This window comes from Asanoa siamensis (assembly GCF_016862555.1).
GTDB classification, from domain to species: Bacteria; Actinomycetota; Actinomycetes; order Mycobacteriales; family Micromonosporaceae; genus Asanoa; species Asanoa siamensis.
Genome location: NZ_BONE01000004.1, coordinates 1 through 17,663 on the forward strand (window position 1 = coordinate 1; position 17,663 = coordinate 17,663).

Genomic DNA, 17,663 nt, shown 5'->3' on the forward strand with positions numbered 1-17,663 from the left:
AGACGCCAGATACCGCGACAACTCGTCGCCGGCCCGCCCGAGCGCGAACGCCGCCGCGTCCAACCGGGACACCGCGGCCGCCAGCAAGGACGGCGACGACGACGAGCTGGACGACAATGTCGACGACAGCAGCACGACCGCCGACCGCAGCCGCCCCGACGCCGCCTCGACCTCGGGGAGCGGCAGCGACCCGCGGACCCCGACCACCCGGTCGGCCAGCGCCTCCACCAGGCTCACAGCGCCGCGGCGTAGGTCTGCGCCTGCTCCATCGCGCCCAGCGTCGCCGACATGCACTCGTCGAGCTCGGCCGCCGCCTGCGCCAGCGCCGACCGCGCCGCGACCACCGACTCGTGCGCGCTGCCGTCGACCGCCGCCGCGAGGCTGGCCCGCGCCTCGTCGAGCTTGTCGTTGGCGGCGCGGACGGCCTCCTGTCCTTCCTGGACATGTGCCATCGCGACGTCGATGGCGGCCTTGACCTCGGCAACGCTCGCCACGGTTCCCCCTCCGACCCGAGTCGATAACGCTACGTTATCGCCGGAATGCGAGAGGTGAGCGCGCCGCGCCGGACTCAGGCGACCCGTTGGCCACCAGAAGACCGGGCGCGGGCGCGCGCACCCCGCCGTCGCAGCACCCAGACGAAGAACAGCACCAACCCGACCAGGAAGATCAGGATCAGCAGGGGGAGTACGAGCGCCACGACCGACATCACCACGCTGGCGACGTCCTCGAGGGTGCTCGCGACCGGTGCGCCGACGCCGCCCGTACCCACGTTGATCACAGGTCTTGCCGTTGCTTTGATGCCGTGCACGCCGAGCGCCAGCAGCACGCCGACGGCGACCGGCACCCACTGGTGCGAGCCGAAGAAGCTGCCCGGGTCGGAGACCGTCGCGGTGCTGGTGCCGGCGCCGAACGCCAGCCCGCCCGCGGTCGGCCGGACGACCGTCTGCACCACGTCGTTGGCCGAGTCGAGCACGGGCACCTTGTCGGCGACCACCTCGATCGCCAGCAGCCCGGACAGGATCAGGATCACCCAGCCGTTGCCGAGCCAACTCCACCCGGCGGGCAGCGCGACGACGTCGGTGTAGCGGGACAACAACCCGATCGCGAGCAACGGGATGTACGCGTTGAGGCCGGCCGAGGTCGCGAGGCCCGCGCCGGTGAGGGCTTCCAGCACGACCTCAGCATGGCACCACGGATCCACTTGCATAGGGTGGAGCGGTGCGTCTCGTCATCGCTCGGTGCTCGGTCGACTACGTCGGCCGGCTCTCCGCCCACCTGCCCCCGGCCACCCGGTTGCTGATGGTCAAGGCCGACGGCTCCGTCTCGGTGCACGCCGACGACCGTGCCTACAAGCCGCTCAACTGGATGAGCCCGCCCTGTCGCATCCAGGAGGAGCCCGGCGTCTGGCGGGTGGTCAACAAGGCCGGCGAGGAGCTGCGGATCACCCTGGAGGAGATCTTCCAGGACACGTCGTACGACCTCGGCGTCGATCCCGGCCTCGTCAAGGACGGCGTCGAGGCGCACCTGCAGGAGTTGCTGGCCGCCAACCCGACCACGTTCGGCGAGGGCTACACGCTGGTCCGGCGGGAGTACATGACCGCCATCGGGCCCGTCGACCTGCTCTACAAGGACGCCGCCGGTGGGTCGGTCGCGGTCGAGGTCAAGCGGCGCGGCGAGATCGACGGCGTGGAGCAGCTCACTCGTTATCTCGAACTGATGAACCGCGATCCGCTGCTCGCCCCGGTCGCCGGCGTGTTCGCCGCGCAGGAGATCAAACCGCAGGCCCGGGTGCTCGCCGAGGACCGCGGCATCCGGTGCGTGGTGGTCGACTACGACAAGCTCCGCGGGATCGAGCGGGACGAGCTGACGTTGTTCTGACTTCCGTCCGGCGCGTCCCTGATGACAGGCTGTACGCGTGACCGATGTCGAGATCGGACGGTTCGTACGCTCGGCGACCGCCGCCCACCGCGCCGGCCGTGACCTGCGGGACGCACTGGGCGGCGCGGGGAGCGACGCGGCCGCCGAGCGGTTGGCGGCGTCGATCGAGATGGGCCTGGCCGACCTCGGCCGGGCCGAGACGGCCTGGTTCGGCCCGGAGGGCGCCGAGCAACGGGTACGGACCGACCCGGACGCGGTCCTCGCGGTGGTGGCCGGCCAGCTCCAGCTCGGCGAGGTGGCCCTGGCCGCGGGCGGCGCCGTGGGAGAAACCCCGGCACCCACCACCACGGACGCCGGCGCCGCGCTCGACCGTGCCCTGGCCGATCTGCGCGCGACCACCAGCACCCTCGAGGACCCCGGCCCTACCCGCGGCAGCGCCCGGGTCACCTCGCGCGACGTCCCCGAGGCCGTGGCCAGCCTGCGCGGGGCGCTCGGCACCACCCTGGACGCGATCGCGACCGGCACCGCCGACGTCGTCGCCGGCCCGCTGAAGACCGTGGCGGGCAAGGCTCCCCAGCAGCTCAAGGAAGCCTGGGAGAAGGTCAGCAAGCAGCTCTACCTCGACAACATCGGCGGCCGCCTGGTCCGGCTCGGCCTGCGCGCGCTCGCCGCCGCCCTCGGCGCTCTGCGCCGGGTCGTCGATCTCGACTGGCTCACCCGCGCCCGCGACCACCTGGTCACCCTCGCCGACCGCACGGTCGACACGGGCGTCGGCGCCGCGCTGCTCGGCGACGTGATCGGCGCCGAGCGCACCCGGACCGAGACGGAGGCCCGGCTGGCCGGCGCCGGGCTCGTGCTCGGCCGGCTCGACAGCGGTTCGGAGGCGCTGGCCGCCCTCGCCGCGCGGTTCGACAGCGTGATCGGCAAGCTTGCCCTGGCCCAGGCGGCGGTGGGCGGCATCCTGCTCGTCCAGGGCCACTTCGGTTTCGCCGTACCCTGGCTGCCCCTCGCCCTGCTCGGTGCCGAGCTGTTGATCGGCGCCGTCGCGGTGGCGCTCGCGATCGACTACGTCGACACCACCGTGCACGTCGGCGCGGTCCGGGGTGTCCGGCTGATCGTCGACGACGCCGTGCGGGTCGCATGAGCGAGCGCGACTGGTTCGCGACCCAGGTGGCGCAGGCGACCCTCGACCTGGCCCGGGTGGGCAAGGCGCTGGTGGCCGAGGAGCGCCTGGGCAACACCACGGCAGCCGTACGCGACGACTTCGTCCTGCTGCTGCGCGCCCGCGCCCGTGAGGTCGAGGCGGTGGCCGGCACCGGCTGGGCCGGGCTCGAGAGGGTGCGGCGCGACCGGGTGGCGCCGGTGCTGGCCGCCGCCCTCGCCGTGCTGGAGGGCATCCAGCTCCGCGGCCACCCGTTCTTCCGGCCGACCCGGATCGCCGCCGAGACGCTGCTCGACGCGCTCGTCGACGCCGGCGGCATCGGGCGCACGGTGCTGCTCTCGGTCGGTGACAGCGACCGCTTCGAGCGGCTGGCGGGCCTGGTGCGGACGCGCTTCCCGGACGCGGGCGTCTGGGGGCTGCCGATCCTGGTGCACGAGCTGGGCCACCTGGTCGCCGACGCGCTGCCCGCGCCCGGCGACAAGGACGCCCGCCCCGTGCTGTTCCACCTGGACCGGTCCGACGACCCGCTGCTGGGCGAGCTGTTCGCCGACGTGTTCGCGACCTACGCGCTCGGGCCGGCGTACCCGGTCGCGGTGATGACGCTGCGCGCCCGGCCCGACCGGTTCGACGACGCGACCGCCACCCACCCTTCCTGGGACCGGCGCGTGTGGACGATGGTGGCGGCCCTGCGGGCACAGGCGGACCTCGCCGCCGACCCGCTCACGGCCGCCGGCCACAGGAGGGCGGCCGACGAGGTCGCCCGGCGGTGGAAAGCGCTCAACCCCGTGACGACCGAGCCGCCCAAGCGCGCCGAGGAGGACGCCCGCGGGCTGGTCGAGTTGCTCGACCACAACGCGCCGGCCCGGCTGGGCTTCGACCCGCTGATCGGCCTCGCCCCGCTGGTCGACGCGCTCGACCGCGGGCAGCCGCCGGCGGGCGATCCGGTCGCGATCGTCGCGGCCGCCTGGCGCTGGCGGCTGGCGCACCCCGACGGGCCGGTCGCCCGGGTCGACACGATCGCGCTGCGAGCCCTCGCGGGGGGTGCCGATGCTTGACCTGCTCGCGGTGCGCCTGGCCGAGCTGCGCGACGACGTCGACAAGGTGAAGCGGGTCGCGGACCTCGCCGAGAGCCGGCACAGCCGCCTGGACGGCCTGCGCGGCGTACGCAAGGACGTCTGGGACGGCCTGCTGGAGGCGCGGCGGATGATCCTGGAGATCCGCGGCGACGCGCCGGAGCTGGAGCGGCTGGGCGACCTCGACGACCTGCTGATCGACCTGGATCGCAAGATGTCGCGGGCCGGCGTGATGCTGGACCAGCTCGACGGCTCGATGATCCGGCTGATGAACACCGACACGATGAGCGCGCGGTGCGGCGCGATGCTGGACGAGATCGACAAGCTGGAGGGCGCGCTGCGGGCCGGCACGCTGGACCGCCCCGCGGCGTGGGCCGCGGTCGACGAGCTGACCGACACGACCGGCCGGCGGCTGTTCGCCGACTACGTCGACCTGCTCGGCGGGCTGACCCTGCGCGACACGGGCCTCGATGACCGGGTCAGCGAGCTGACGGACCGCCTGCTCGACGAGCTGACCGTGCCGCTGCGGGCGGTGCCGGCCCGCCCCGCCGACCTCACCGGCGACCACGCGCTGGGCGACCTCGTGATGCTCTGGTTCCCGGAGTGGACGATCTGGGACGTGCCGCTCTTCGGTCACGAGGCCGGGCTGGCCTGGTGCCGCACGTCGCCGCTGGCCGGCAACCTGCTGGGCGACGACCCGCCGGCGCGGCGGCGCACCCTGGCCGCGGACGCCTACGCCGCCTACGCGCTCGGCCCGGCGTACGCGTGCGCGGTGCTCCTGCTGCGGATGCGCGCGGATTCGTCCGATGTGGACCGTGCGTACGTCATCCTGGCCGTGCTGCGGTCGATGGCCGTCGACGGGATGGCCGCCGCGGTGGTCGACCTGGTCGAGCAGTGCTGGCAGGGCGCGATCAGCGAGCGCGGCGGTGACCCGGCCCCGGCGCGGCGGGCCGAGCTGGACGCGTTCGCGTCGACCGCGTACGCCACGCTGCGCGACATCAGCTCCTTCCGCGGCTTCGACGCGATCCAGTGGGACGCCGAGGCGGCGGAGCCCTACGCCGCACTCGACCGGAGTCAGGAAAGAGGCAGCGGCGGAGCCAGCGTGCGGGGTCTGCTCAACGCCGCCTGGGCGGCGCGGCTGACGCTCGCCGACCCGCACGACGCGCACGCGCTGCGCGAGGTCGCCGACGCGGCCCGCGCGCTGCTGGGCCCGCGCAAGGCGATGCTGCCGCGGGAGCGCCACGCGGGGCGGCCGGCCCAGGCGCGCCCGTCGAGCCGGACCGGTGACTACCGCCTTCCCTACCAGGGCCGGTGACCGCGATGACGGACGATCGGCTGAGGCGGGCCTGGGCGGCTTATCGCGCGGGCGACCTCGCGACGGCACGGCAGCGCGCGGAGGAGGCGGGCCGCGCCGACGACCCGGCCGTCCAGGGCGCTGCCTTCACGCTCCGGGGCCTGTGCCGGGTCCGCCTCGACAGCGCCGACGAGGACCTCTTCGCCCAGGCGGTGCGACGGTTCGAGGCCACGCCGCGGCCCGATCGCCGGTTCCTGGCCGAGTACGGCATCGCGTTGACCCTGAGCGGCCGCTTCGACGAGGCGGAACCGGTGCTACGCCGGGCCGTGACCCTCGGCGCCGCCGGCCCCGACGTCCTCCGTTGCCTGGCCCGCGTGCTGTCCCGGCAGGGAGACGACGCCGGCGCCGGCCGCGCGATCGCCGCCGCGGCGCGGGCGTACCCGGCCGACTGGCTGGTCGCCCACGACCGCGCCGAGCTGCTCACCGGCCGCGCCGAGCTGCTCACCGACCGGCCGCCGGTCGCCGCGGACGCCTGGGCGGTCGCGGGTGCGCTGAGCCTGGCGGCCGGGCGGGGCGACGTCGCGCTGGCGGCCTACTCCCGCGCGCTGGAGCTCACCCCGGACGACCCGCACCTGCTGGCCGAGAAGGCCCGGGCCTGCGCGTTCGTCGGTGACGTCGAGGAGCTGTTCGCGACCTTGGGCCGCTCGGTGCCGATGAAGGCCTCCGAGCTCGTTCCGATGCTGTTCGAGGCCTCCGAGCCCCTCGTACGCGCGGCGCCGGACGTCGCCCGGGCGCTGCTCGAGCGGACGATCGAGGTCGAGCCCGAGCACGCGGGAGCGCACGCCCTGTTGGGCATCGCCTGCCGCGATCTCGGTGACGACGCCGCCGCCGACCGGGCGTTCGACGAGGCGGTGCGGCTGGACCCGGACGACGCCCGCGCCCTGCTCGCCCGCGGTCAGCTCCGCCTGGCCCGCGGCCAGCACGACGAGGCGATCGCCGACCTGGAGCTGGCGGCGGCCGCCCAGCCGCGGGCCGGGCTGATCCGGCTGACCGCGGCGGAGGCCTACTACATCCGCGCCGAGGACACCGCGGCGGACGCCGACGTCGAGCGGGCGCTGGCCCACCTGCGGGTGGCGCTGGAGATCAAGCCCGGTGACGCCGCCGCGCTCCGGCTGGTCGGCTACGTGACGCGGCTGCGGCGCGACGCCGACCCCGCGACGACCGAGACCGCGCTGCGCGCGGCACGGGCGGCCAATCCCGACGATCCGAGCCTCGCCTACTACCTGGGGCTCCTGCTGTTCGACCAGGGCGCCTACGAGGAGGCGCTCGGCTGCGCGGAGCAGGCCGTGGCGGGCCTGCCCGACTCCCCGCTCGCCCGGCTGCTCCGCGGTCAGCTTCTGCGCACCACCGGCGATCCCGAGCGGGCGCTGCCCGACCTCGAGGCCGCGGCCGAGGGCCAGCCTGATCTCCCCGAGGCGCATGCCGCGTTGGGCGAGGCGTACCGGATCGTCGGGCGGTTCGACGCCGCGCTGGCCGAGCTGACCACGGCCGTCGAGGCCCAACCCGACGACGGCTGGTCGCTGGCCAGCCGCGGCGCGACCCGGCACGCCCTGGGCGACGTCACCGGCGCACTCGCCGACCTGCGCCGCTCGCTGGGCCGGGGCGCCGAGCCGGGCTTCGCCGTGTGGTGGCTGTGCGAGGCGCTGCGCGGCAGCGTCGACGAGGACGCGCTCGTCGACGAGATCGGCGCGGCCGCCGCGCTCCACCTCGACGAACCGGACGTGCTGGAGATCTACTCGGACGTGCTGCACGGCGCCGGCCGCTACGGGGAGGCGGTCGACGCGGCCGAACGCGGGCTCATGGTGCGACCCGACCACGTGGGCCTGCTCCGCTCGCTGGGCTGGGCCCGGCTGGCGCTCGGTGACCGGGCGCGGGCGGTCGAGACGCTCGAGCGGGCGGCGGCCCTGCACGGTGACGTGACGACGCTGACCGACCTGGCGACCATGGTCGCGCGCGGCGACGACGCGGCGGAGGCCCTGCGCACCATCGACCGTGGGCTCGCCGTCGCCCGCACGTCCGCGCTGCTCCGGTTGCGCGCCGAGGTGTTCGCGGGGCTCGCGGACTGGGCGGCGGCGCGGGAGGCGGCGGCCGAGGCGCTCGTGGTCGAGCCCGTCGACCCGTGGGCGCACTGGGAGTTCGGCCGGGCGCTGCGCTACCTCGACGGCGGCCTCCCCGACGAGGCGCTGGCCGCGTTCGAGGCGATGCGCGAGCGGGAGCCGGACAACCCGATGGGCCCGCAGGGCATCGGCGACGTGCACTGGACGGTCGGGCGGCGGGCCGAGGCGGAGGTCGCCTACCGGGCGGCGATCGCGCTCTACGAGAGCTTCGGCGAGGACGAGGCGTGGACCCGGCACGGCATCGGCTGGTGCCTGCACCGGCTCGGCCGGTACGCGCCGGCGGCCGAGTCCTACCTGCTGGCGCTGCCGGCCAGCGACGAGCGGTCGGCGCTGCTGTTCGACATCGGCCTCAACTGGCTGGCCGCCGGCGAGGAGGTGCGGGCCGCGGACGCGTACGCCCAGGGTTTCGGGGTGTTGTCGGCGATGCCGCGCACCCGGGTCGCGGGCATGCTGGCGGTCGCGGCCGAGGACCTGCGCGCGTCGGTCGCGCGGGGCGTCGTCGCCGACACGGCTCAGGTCGCCGACCTGCGCGACCGGTTGGCGAAGGAGACGGCTACCGCGAGCGGCCGTAGATCAGTTTGACCGCCTTGACGATCCGGGCGACGTGCGCCGGCGTGCGCTCGAAGGTCATCGCCTTGAGCGCCGACGGGCCGCGCCGGGTGGTGATGGCCTTGGACCGCGAGAACTCGCGCAGGCCGTCGTCGCCGTGGGTGCGGCCGAAGCCCGAGTGGCCGACGCCGCCGAACGGCAGCGACGACATGCCGATGAAGGTGATCACCGAGTTGACCGAGGCCATGCCCGTGCGCAGCCGCCGGGCCGCGGCCACCGCGCGCCGCTTGCCGAAGACCGCGCCACCCAGCCCGTACGCGGTGTCGTTGGCGAGCCGGATCGCCTCGTCGACGTCGGCGACCTTGGTGACGACCAGCGTCGGCCCGAACGTCTCCTCGCGCACCGCCGCCGAGTCCTCCGGCACGTCGACCAGGATCGTCGGCTTGACGAACGGCGGCTCGACCGCGTCGCGCCCGCCGAGCACGGCCCGCCCGCCACGCGACAGCGCGTCGTCGATGTGCCGGCGGATGACGTCGATCTGTTTGGGCATCGTGATCGGCCCGATGTCGTAGCCGTCGCCGTAGCCGACCTCGAGCTTCCCGGCGCGGCGGACCACCTCGGCGACGAACGCGTCGTAGACCGGCGCGACCGCGTAGACCCGCTCGATCGCGAGGCAGGTCTGCCCGGCATTGGTCAGCGCGCCCCAGACGCACGCCTCGGCCGCGGCCGCCACGTCGGCGTCGTCGTCGACGATCAGCGCGTCCTTGCCGCCGGCCTCGATCAGCACGGGCGTCAGCGTCTCGGCGCAGGCGGCCATCACCTTCCGGCCGGTGGCGGTGGAGCCGGTGAAAGCGATCTTGTCGACGCCGGAGTGGCAGAGCGCGGCACCGACCTCGCCGAGCCCGTGCACGACCTGCAGCACCGGTTGCTCGGGCACGATCTCGGCGAACGTGTCGACGAGCCACTGGCCCACGGCCGGGGTGTATTCGCTGGGCTTGAGGACGACGGTGTTGCCCGCGGCGAGCGCGTAGGCCACCGAGCCCACCGGCGTGACGACCGGATAGTTCCACGGCCCGATCACGCCGACGACGCCCATCGGCACGTATTCGAGGTGGGCCGAGAACTCGGCGAGCGCCAGCCGGCCGCGCACCCGACGCGGGCCGAGCACCCGGCGGGCGTTGCGGGCGGCCCAGTCGATGTGGTCGATCGCCGAGGCGGTCTCGACGATGGCCTCGGCGACCGGCTTGCCGCCCTCGCGGCTCACCAGGGCGGCGGCCTCCTCGACCCGCTGGGCGAGCAGGCCGCGCCAGCGCAGCAGCCGGGCGCGCCGGCCGGCGTGACCGAGGGCGACCCACCAGTCGGCGGCGACCTGGGCCCGGGCCACGGCGGCGGCCACGTCGTCGGCGTCGGCGACCGGGAACCGGCCGACCTCCTCGCCGGTCGCGGGGTTGGTCGAGACCAACTCGCCCGACTCGACGACCGGGACACCGGCGGCTCGCGTTGCGGTCATGGGGCGGAGTCTATGCCGTCACAGTTACCCGTCGGTAGGTGTGGATGGCCCACACAGCGGAGGGCGGTGGTGTGGGTGCAGGATGTCGGCCATGGAGCACCAGCAGGTACGCGTGACGGCGCGCGGGATCGAGCAGAACGTCCTCGTGGCCGGGCCGGTCGACGGCCGGCCGGTGTTGTTGATCCACGGCAACTGCTCGTCGGCCGACTTCTGGCGTCCGCTGCTCCGGCACCTGCCCGGCACCCTGCGGATCGTCGCCCCCGACCTGCGCGGCTACGGCGCGACCGAGGCGGCGCCGGTGGACGCGACCCGTGGCCTGCGGGACTTCGCCGACGACGTGGCAGCCCTCCTGGAGGCGCCGGAACTCTTCCCAGAAGGTGCGAAGCCGCTGGTCGTGGCCCACTCGATGGGCTGCGGCGTGGCGATGCAACTGCTGGTCGACCACCCCGAGCGGGTCGACGCGCTGCTGCTGGAGGCGCCACTGTCGCCGTACGGGTTCGGCGGCACCCGCGACCTCGACGGCACGCCCACGACGCCCGACTTCGCCGGCACGGGCGCGGGCACGGCCAACCCCGACTTCGTCGCCCGGCTGGCCGCCAAGGACCGCGAGGCCGACGCCCAGACGAGCCCGCGCACGGTGCTGCGGACCGCCTACGTGGCCGACCCGGCGTCGCTCGGCGCCGACGAGGACCTGCTGCTCGACACCGTGCTCTCCACCGTGACCGGTGACGACAACTACCCCGGCACGTCGGTGCCGAGCGACAACTGGCCCGGGGTCGCGCCCGGCGACCGTGGGGTGCTCAACACGATGGCGCCCAACAACTTCCGCATCGCGGACGACCTCGTCGCGATAGAGACCAAGCCCCACGTCACCTGGGTACGCGGGGACAGGGACGCGATCGTCTCGGACACCTCGTTCTTCGACCTGTCGTACCTCGGCTCGCTCGGTGCCGTGCCCGGCTGGCCGGGCGCGCAGGCGAGCCCGCCGCAGCCGATGGTCGGGCAGACCCGGGCGGTGCTGGAGAGGTACGCCGCCGGCGGGGGCAGCTACCGGGAGGTGGTCTACGCGGGCTGCGGGCACTCGCCGCACATCGAGCGGCCCGCGGAGTTCGTCGCCGAGCTCTTGGAGCTGGTGCGGTGATCGACGCGATCGAGGTCGAGGGCGGCGACCTGGCGGTCGGCGTCTGGGGCGACAGCGGCCCGCTCGTGGTGGCGGCGCACGGCATCACCTCGCATCACCTGGCCTGGGGCCTGGTCGCGCCGGCCCTGGCCGACACCCACCTGTTCGTCGCCCCCGACCTGCGGGGCCGCGGGCACAGTCGGGACCTGCCGGCGCCGTACGGGATGGACCGGCACGCGGCGGACCTGGCCGCGGTGATCCGGGCCTACGGCGGCGGCCCGGCGATCGTGGTCGGCCACTCGATGGGCTGCTGGGCCGCGGTCGCGCTGGCCCGCACCGCACCCGCCCTGGTCGCGCGCCTCGTGCTGGTCGACGGTGGGCCGCCGCTGGCGCCGCCGCCGGGCGCGCCGGCCGAGCCCAGCCCGGAGCAGGTCACCCACGTGATCACCGAGACCGTCGGGCAGGCGTACGCGCGGCTGTCCCTGACCTTCCCGGACCGCGGCGCCTACCAGGACCTGTGGCGGGCGCACCCGTCGCTCGCGGAGTGGAACGACGCGATGGCGGCGTACGCCGACTACGACCTGGTCGAGGACGGTGGCGCGCTGCGCCCGGCCTGCCGGCTCGAGGCGGCGCTGGCCGACGCCCGCGACCTCTACGCCTGGCAACCGGTGGCACCGGAGGCGCTGCCCGTGCCGGCCGTCTTCCTGCGGGCCGAGCGCGGCATGCTCGACCAGCCCGAGGGGATGTTCGCGCCGGGAGCGGCGGCGCGGGCGTTTCCGGGCATCACGGAGCGCGACGTCCCGGGCACCAACCACTACACGATCACCCTTGCCCCGAAGGGTGCCGCCGAGGTCGCCGCCGCGATCGCAAGCGCTGCTTGACGCGGGTCGGCGCATGGCAGACTGACCCCTGACCTGATGGATCGTTAGGGGAGCGCTGCGTGTCGCGGGAGATCAACACCGTCGGAGTTGTCGGACTCGGCACCATGGGCGCGGGCATCGTCGAGGTCTTCGCGCGCAGCGGGATCTCGGTCGTCGCCGTCGAGGTCACCGAGGAGGCGCTGGCCCGCGGCCAGGCGACGCTGGTCGGCTCGATCGACCGGGCGGTGGCCAAGGGCAAGATGACGCCGGAGCAGCGCGACGAGATCTTCGCCCGGGTCGGGTTCGCGGCCGGCTTCGGCGCGCTGCACGACGTCGACCTGGTGATCGAGGCCGTGCCCGAGCAGCTCCCGCTCAAGCAGCGGATCTTCGCCGAGCTCGACCAGGTCTGCAAGCCCGACGCCATCCTGGCCACCAACACCTCGTCGCTGTCGGTCACCGAGATATCGGTCGCCACGACCCGGCCCAACCAGGTCATCGGCGTGCACTTCTTCAACCCGGCGCCGGTGATGAAGCTCGTCGAGATCGTCCGCACCGTGGTCACCGCGCCGGAGGTGGTCGCCGACGTCGAGGCGCTCTGCGCGCGGCTCGGCAAGACCGACGTGACGATCAACGACCGGGCCGGGTTCATCGCCAACGCGCTGCTGTTCGGCTATCTCAACCAGGCCGTCTCGATGCTGGAGGCGCGGTACGCGACCCGCGAGGACATCGACGCGGCGATGCGGCTCGGCTGCGGGCTGCCGATGGGCCCGCTCGCGTTGATGGACCTGATCGGTCTCGACACCGCGTACGAGATCCTGGACACGATGTACCGGCGGGGCGGCCGCGACCGCCGGCACGCGCCCGTGCCGCTGATCAAGCAGATGGTCACCGCCGGGCTGCTCGGCCGCAAGACCGGCCGGGGCTTCTACACGTACGAAGGTCCCGGCTCGCCCAAGGTCGTGCCCGACGAGCTGACCGCGCCGCCCGCGCCGGCGAGCCTCGGCGACAGCGCCGCGATCGCCACGATCGGCGTCGTGGGCTCCGGCGTGATGGCCCGCGGGATCGTCGAGGTCGTGGCGCGGGCCGGCTTCGACGTCGTCTCGGTGACCCGGGGCGAGGCGCAGTCGTCGGCGGTGGCCGAGGCCGTCCGCGGCTCCCTGGCCAAGGCGGTCGTCAAGGGCAAGCTGACCGAGGAGGAGCAGGGCGCCGCCCTCGGCCGGGTCACCTGGTCCAACCGGCTCGAGGACCTCGACGACGCCGATCTCGTGATCGAGTCGGTCGTCGAGGAGATCTCGGCCAAGAAGGCCGTGTTCGCCGCCCTCGACGAGATCTGCAAGCCGGGCGTCGTGCTGGCCACCACCACCTCGTCGCTGCCGGTCATCGAGATCGCGATGGCCACCCAGCGGCCGGCCGACGTGATCGGCCTGCACTTCTTCAACCCGGCGCCGGTGATGAAGCTCGTCGAGATCGTCCGGACGATCCGCACCTCGCCCGAGACCGCGGGGGCCGCCGCGGCGTTGGTCGCCGCGCTGGGCAAGAACGGGGTGCAGTGCGCCGACCGGTCCGGTTTCATCGTCAACGCGCTGCTCTTCCCCTATTTGAACGACGCCGTGCGGATGCTGGAGGCGTCGTACGCGACCGTCGACGACATCGACTACGCGATGAAGTTCGGCTGCGGCTACCCGATGGGCCCGTTCGAGCTGCTCGACACCGTCGGCCTCGACGTGGCGCTGGCCATCCAGCGCGAGCTCTACCTGGAGCTGCGCGAGCCGGGCTTCGCGCCGGCGCCGCTGCTGGAACACCTGGTGACCGCGGGGTACGTGGGACGCAAGGCCGGGCGCGGATTCCGCGACCACACCCAGTGAGCCCTAATCTTGGGTCGTGAGCCCGCGTCGCAACCGCCCGAAGGGCGATGAAGGCCGTCCGCTCGACGACGAGGCGCTGCGCCGCGGCGTCGGGTCGGTCGAGGGCGACCGGCACGGCGACTGGATGGTGCGGTTGGTGCCCGGCGGGGCCAGCGCCAAGACCTACCGGTGCCCGGGCTGCGACCAGGAGATCCGCCCGGGCACGGCGCACGTGGTGGTCTGGCCGGCCGACGAGCGCGGCGACCTGACCGACCGCCGGCACTGGCACAGCGGCTGCTGGCGCGCCCGCGACCGCCGGGCGCCCGGGATCATGCGCTCGCGCAGCGCGCCCCGCTACGGCTAGGCGCGGAACTCGGCGAGGACCGCGTCGGAGAGGGCCGGCCAGAGCGGGGCCGCCCACTCGCCGAAGTTGCGGTCGGTGAGGCAGGCCAGGGCGAGGCCCGCGACCGGGTCGACCCAGAGGAACGTGCCCGTCTGGCCGAAGTGCCCGAAGGTCTCGGGCGAGTTGTCGGTGCCCGTCCAGTGCGGCTGCTTGTGCGACTTGATCTCGAAGCCCAGACCCCAGTCGTTGGGGTCCTGCCGCCCGTGGCCGGGCAGCACCCCGGCCAGGCCGGGGAACGCCACCTTCGCCGCCTCGCGGGTCAGTGCCGGCGCGATCGTGGGCGCCAGCAGCTCGCGGCCCAGCTTGGCCAGGTCGCCGATCGAGCCCGTCACCTTCGCGGCTGGCGAGCCCTCGAGCACCGTGTTCGGCATGTCGAGCTGGTCCAGCACCAGGTCGATCATGAGGTCGCCGAAGCTGCCCTCGGCCCGCCTTGCCGCGTGGTCGGCCAGCACCTCGAAGCCGCGGTTCGAGTAGATCCGGCGCTTCCCGGGCTGGCTCATCACCTGGTCGTCGCCGAAGTTGAGCCCGGACGCGTGGGCCAGCAGGTGCCGCACGGTCGAGCCGGGCGGCCCGGCCGGGTCGTCGAGCCCGAAGAGTCCGTCGTCGATGGCCGCCAGCGCGGTGAGCGCGGTCAGGGGCTTGGTCACCGAGGCCCAGGGCAGCGGGGTGTCCGGGCCGGTGCGGGCGAGCACGCCGTCCTTGCCGACGACGGCGACCGCGACGGTGCGCACCGGCCAGGAGCCGACCAGGGCGAGGGCTTGTGAATCAACCACGCGGCAAAGGTACGCGGTCAGGTGCGGGTGGACTCGTCTCGGGCCCAGGCGGCGCCGGCGGGGGTGCGGCGGGCGCGGCGTTCGGCGAGCAGGGTCAGCGCCGCGTAGCAGGCCCCGGCGGGCCACAGCCACGGGCGCGGCAGGACCACGTCGACCAGCCAGGAAGCCTTGCGGGACGGGCGCACCGCGAGGGTCGCCCCGGCGGCCGCGGCCGCCTCGCGCAGGGCGGTGTTGCCGCCGCGCACCCGCCCGAGCCGGCGCAGCAGGTCCGCGGTGCGGGTCGGGGTGGCGACCACCGACGGCACCGCCGCGACCTCGCGCTTCTCGCCGACCGCGAACAGCCCGTCGAGGAACAGGTCGTCGGCGACCAGGTCGGGGAACCGGTCGAAGCGGGCCCGGGCGTCCTTGGACAGCACGATCGCCCCGCGCCCGAACAGCGCGTCGCGGAAGGCGGGCAGCCGGCCGTTGACGGCGAAGTACGCGCGCACCAGCAGGGGCCGCCCGGCCGTGTCGAGCACCCGGCGCGGCGCCGCGGCGATCACCCCGCCCGGCCCGGACACCGCCGCCGCCAGGGCGCGGGCGCCGTCGGCGGTCAGCGCGATGTCGGCGTCGAGGTAGATCCGGGGAAAGCTGGTGGCGGCCGCGTCGCCCGCGTTGAGGGCGGCCGGCTTGGACGCCACGGCGACGTCCACGACCCGCACGCCCGGCACCGCGCGGGCCACCCCCGCGGTGTCGTCGGTGCACCCGTTGGCCGCCACGACGACGTCGAACTCACCGGGGTCGGCGCCGTCGAGCAGGTGCCGGAGCGTACGCCCGATGACCGTCGCCTCGTTGTGCGCGGCCACCACGATGCTCACCACGGTGCGCGCCCGGTGATCGCGCGGCGGACCCGCTTGGACAGCGACTTGCCGCGCGCCCGCCAGCCCGAGTATTCGCGCAGGTCGAGCGAGGCCGCCTGGACCACGTACGCGGACCGCTTCATCTGCTCGGTCCACTCCGCGACCGTGCGTACGCCCGTCTTCTGCGCGGACAGCGGGCGGCGCGCCAGGAAGTCCTCGTCGGTGTGGTAGATCGTCCGCGGGCTGCGCGGGTCGTCGAGGTGGTCCTCGGGCAGGAACGGGTAGACCCAGCCGTTGACGAAGCCGAGCCGCGCGGCCTTGAGGCACCAGGAGGTGAACGAGTCGTCCTCCGCCAGCGGACCGGTGCGCTCGACCATCGCGCGCTTGAGCAGGTAGCCGCTGCCCTGCACCCAGTGGTTGCGCATGAGCCGGTGCCCGCCCGCGTAGTCGGCCAGCTTGCGGTCGACCAGGTCCTGGCGCACGTCGGACTCCGGGAACCGCCAGGTGCCGATCACCCCGAACTCGGGGACGTCCTCGTGGGCGCGGCGGAGCACCTCGAGCCAGGACTTGTCGGGCAGGCAGTCGTCGTCGACCTTGCTGAGGTAGTCGCCGGACGACTCGGCCCACAGCCAGTTGGTCGGCTCGCGCAGCCCGGCGTTGACGGGGCTGTGGTGGAACCGGTGCACGCGCGGGTCGTGCCGGAACTCCTCGACCGCCGCCAGCGTCGCGGCGTCGGAGCCGTTGTGCCACAGCCAGACCCGCGCGTCGTCGGTGCAGCTGTCCAGCAGGTGCGGTAGCGACAGCCGGACGTACTCCGGCCGGTCGTACGTGATCATCAGAATGTCGATGCCGCCCATGTCTTCCTCAGTTCAGCCGTTGTGCCCGGGTCAGCCGCCACATCGCGCCGGCCAGGCCGAGCAGCAGGTGCATCGTGAACAGGTAGGTCGAGAAGAACAGCGCGTCGAAGGTGAACGCCGATACCGCCATCACGCCGATCGCGACCGCGAGCACCGCCGCCAGGTCGCGGTCGCTGTCGGTCTTGGCGAACCGGCGGACGCGGGCGGCCACCACGATGCCGACGAGGAAGAGCACTGCCAGGCCGGCCACGCCGATGATGCCGGTGGTCACCATCGTGCCCAGCCACTGGTTGTCGAGCAGTTGGTACATCTCGGGCAGCCAGGTGCCGAAGCCGCGCCCGAACCACGGTCGTTCCCTGATGAACGGCGCGACGTAGTCGTAGTCCTCGAGCCGGCCCTGCACGCTCGGGTCGCTGGAGCCGGCGAACAGCAGCGAGCGCAGCGCGCCGAGCAGGCCGGGCTTGCCGACCTGGATGATCGCGGTCAGGAAGACGCCGACCACCAGCACGTTGAACGTCGTGCGCAGCGGCCAGACGAGGATCAGCAGCAGGATGGCGGCGGCCAGCGCGAGCACGCCCGTGCGGGACAGCGAGATCGGGATGACGCCGGCGACGATCATCGCGATGCCGGCGAAGATCTGGCGATCCCGGCGGGTGGCCGCGAACCGGGCATAGTGGATCGCCACCACCAGCGCGACGACCATCAGCACGCTGAACTCGATGTAGTGGCCGGCCGTGCCGGCCACCCGGACCAGGCCTCCGCCGCCGCGGTCGTCGAAGCCGACCAGGTCGCGCTGGAACTGCAGCACCGGCGGCAGCTTGAGGTAGCCGGTGAAGTCCTGGCGGAACGCGAACTGGGTGAACGCGAACAGCGCCATCACCGCGGAGCCGTAACAGAGCCAGCGCAGCACCGTGTCGATCCGCTCGCGGGTCAGCACGCCGTCACAGGCGGCGAGCAGGATGCCGCCGGCGGCGAACGCCATCAGCACGGTCCGGTCGGCCTGGTTGGCCTCGAGCGGGTCGAGGCCGCGGGCCTGGCCGGCGATGTAGGAGGTGCCGATCGTCACGAAGTAGAACGCCAGCGCCCAGCGCATCGGCTGCTGGCCGCGGGTGACCAGGGACGGGTGCAGCCGGGTGAGCATCCACCAGACGAACAGGAGCAGCCCCGCCATCACGCCGGGGCGGCCCAGCGTGGTCAGCGGCGGGAAGATCAGCCGGGCGGGCAGCAGGTACATCGCGAAGATGGTGAAGCTCACCCAGGCTGTCGCGTCCCGGAAGTCGATGACGCTGGGTGTCACGCCGTCGTAGACGGTCGCCGTTCTCCG

At 74.1% G+C, this 17,663-nt stretch carries 17 protein-coding genes; 9 read left to right on the forward strand and 8 right to left on the reverse strand.

The window, feature by feature from the left end; all coding sequences use genetic code 11:
- The 3 genes from Asi02nite_RS03735 to Asi02nite_RS03745 form a co-directional block, all read right to left on the reverse strand.
- Positions 1–237, reverse strand: a 237-nt coding sequence (locus tag Asi02nite_RS03735) for a hypothetical protein (protein WP_203710702.1), incomplete at its 3' end; no start/stop codon positions are given.
- Positions 234–494, reverse strand: coding sequence for a hypothetical protein (locus Asi02nite_RS03740; protein WP_203710703.1), 261 nt, complete (start codon positions 492–494; stop codon positions 234–236). The genes Asi02nite_RS03740 and Asi02nite_RS03735, both read right to left, overlap by 4 nt.
- Positions 495–568: 74 nt before the next feature.
- A complete protein-coding gene (locus tag Asi02nite_RS03745; RefSeq protein ID WP_203710704.1) occupies positions 569–1,174 on the reverse strand; it encodes a DUF4126 domain-containing protein in 606 nt (201 codons plus the stop codon).
- 44 nt (positions 1,175–1,218) lie between these two features.
- On the opposite strand from Asi02nite_RS03745, the gene nucS reads away from it, so the two are divergent.
- The 5 genes from nucS to Asi02nite_RS03770 are packed head-to-tail and all read left to right on the forward strand — an operon-like array spanning position 1,219 to position 8,166.
- On the forward strand, positions 1,219–1,878 hold the full coding sequence (gene nucS, locus Asi02nite_RS03750; RefSeq protein WP_203710705.1) for an endonuclease NucS: 660 nt from the start codon (positions 1,219–1,221) through the stop codon (positions 1,876–1,878).
- Between the two features lie 37 nt (positions 1,879–1,915).
- Positions 1,916–3,022, forward strand: a complete 1,107-nt coding sequence (locus tag Asi02nite_RS03755; RefSeq protein WP_203710706.1) for a hypothetical protein — start codon at positions 1,916–1,918, stop codon at positions 3,020–3,022.
- Positions 3,019–4,095: a hypothetical protein gene (locus tag Asi02nite_RS03760; RefSeq protein ID WP_203710707.1), complete on the forward strand. Its 1,077-nt coding sequence runs from the start codon at positions 3,019–3,021 to the stop codon at positions 4,093–4,095. Before Asi02nite_RS03755 ends, Asi02nite_RS03760 begins: the two co-directional genes overlap by 4 nt.
- Positions 4,088–5,428, forward strand: coding sequence for a hypothetical protein (locus Asi02nite_RS03765; protein ID WP_203710708.1), 1,341 nt, complete (start codon positions 4,088–4,090; stop codon positions 5,426–5,428). The genes Asi02nite_RS03760 and Asi02nite_RS03765 overlap by 8 nt, the downstream gene beginning before the upstream one ends.
- Before the next feature lie 5 nt (positions 5,429–5,433).
- Positions 5,434–8,166 carry a tetratricopeptide repeat protein gene (locus tag Asi02nite_RS03770; protein WP_203710709.1) on the forward strand — a complete coding sequence of 911 codons (2,733 nt, stop codon included), beginning with the start codon at positions 5,434–5,436 and terminating at the stop codon, positions 8,164–8,166.
- Here Asi02nite_RS03770 and Asi02nite_RS03775 read toward each other — a convergent pair.
- Positions 8,138–9,643 carry an aldehyde dehydrogenase family protein gene (locus tag Asi02nite_RS03775; protein ID WP_203710710.1) on the reverse strand — a complete coding sequence of 502 codons (1,506 nt, stop codon included), beginning with the start codon at positions 9,641–9,643 and terminating at the stop codon, positions 8,138–8,140. The two genes, Asi02nite_RS03770 and Asi02nite_RS03775, sit on opposite strands and share 29 nt — an antisense overlap.
- An 82-nt stretch (positions 9,644–9,725) precedes the next feature.
- On the opposite strand from Asi02nite_RS03775, the gene Asi02nite_RS03780 reads away from it, so the two are divergent.
- From Asi02nite_RS03780 to Asi02nite_RS03795, 4 genes are read left to right on the forward strand one after another with little or no spacing between them, the layout of a single operon-like run.
- Positions 9,726–10,784: an alpha/beta hydrolase gene (locus Asi02nite_RS03780; RefSeq protein ID WP_373312139.1), complete on the forward strand. Its 1,059-nt coding sequence runs from the start codon at positions 9,726–9,728 to the stop codon at positions 10,782–10,784.
- Positions 10,781–11,644, forward strand: a complete 864-nt coding sequence (locus Asi02nite_RS03785) for an alpha/beta hydrolase (protein ID WP_203710712.1) — start codon at positions 10,781–10,783, stop codon at positions 11,642–11,644. Before Asi02nite_RS03780 ends, Asi02nite_RS03785 begins: the two co-directional genes overlap by 4 nt.
- A 59-nt stretch (positions 11,645–11,703) precedes the next feature.
- Positions 11,704–13,488: a 3-hydroxyacyl-CoA dehydrogenase family protein gene (locus tag Asi02nite_RS03790; RefSeq protein WP_203710713.1), complete on the forward strand. Its 1,785-nt coding sequence runs from the start codon at positions 11,704–11,706 to the stop codon at positions 13,486–13,488.
- A 16-nt stretch (positions 13,489–13,504) separates the two neighbouring features.
- Positions 13,505–13,831, forward strand: a complete 327-nt coding sequence (locus tag Asi02nite_RS03795) for an Rv1322 family protein (protein WP_203710714.1) — start codon at positions 13,505–13,507, stop codon at positions 13,829–13,831.
- Here Asi02nite_RS03795 and Asi02nite_RS03800 read toward each other — a convergent pair.
- The 4 genes from Asi02nite_RS03800 to Asi02nite_RS03815 are packed head-to-tail and all read right to left on the reverse strand — an operon-like array spanning position 13,828 to position 17,636.
- Positions 13,828–14,643, reverse strand: a complete 816-nt coding sequence (locus Asi02nite_RS03800) for a serine hydrolase domain-containing protein (protein WP_203710715.1) — start codon at positions 14,641–14,643, stop codon at positions 13,828–13,830. The genes Asi02nite_RS03795 and Asi02nite_RS03800 overlap by 4 nt on opposite strands.
- 17 nt (positions 14,644–14,660) lie before the next feature.
- Positions 14,661–15,503 (reverse strand): glycosyltransferase, encoded by an 843-nt coding sequence (locus Asi02nite_RS03805; protein WP_203710716.1) that lies wholly within the window; start codon positions 15,501–15,503, stop codon positions 14,661–14,663.
- On the reverse strand, positions 15,497–16,339 hold the full coding sequence (locus tag Asi02nite_RS03810; protein ID WP_203710717.1) for a glycosyltransferase family 2 protein: 843 nt from the start codon (positions 16,337–16,339) through the stop codon (positions 15,497–15,499). Before Asi02nite_RS03810 ends, Asi02nite_RS03805 begins: the two co-directional genes overlap by 7 nt.
- 7 nt (positions 16,340–16,346) lie before the next feature.
- Entirely contained in the window at positions 16,347–17,636 is a 1,290-nt protein-coding gene (locus Asi02nite_RS03815) for an O-antigen ligase family protein (protein ID WP_203710718.1), read from the reverse strand.
- Positions 17,637–17,663: the final 27 nt, after the last annotated feature.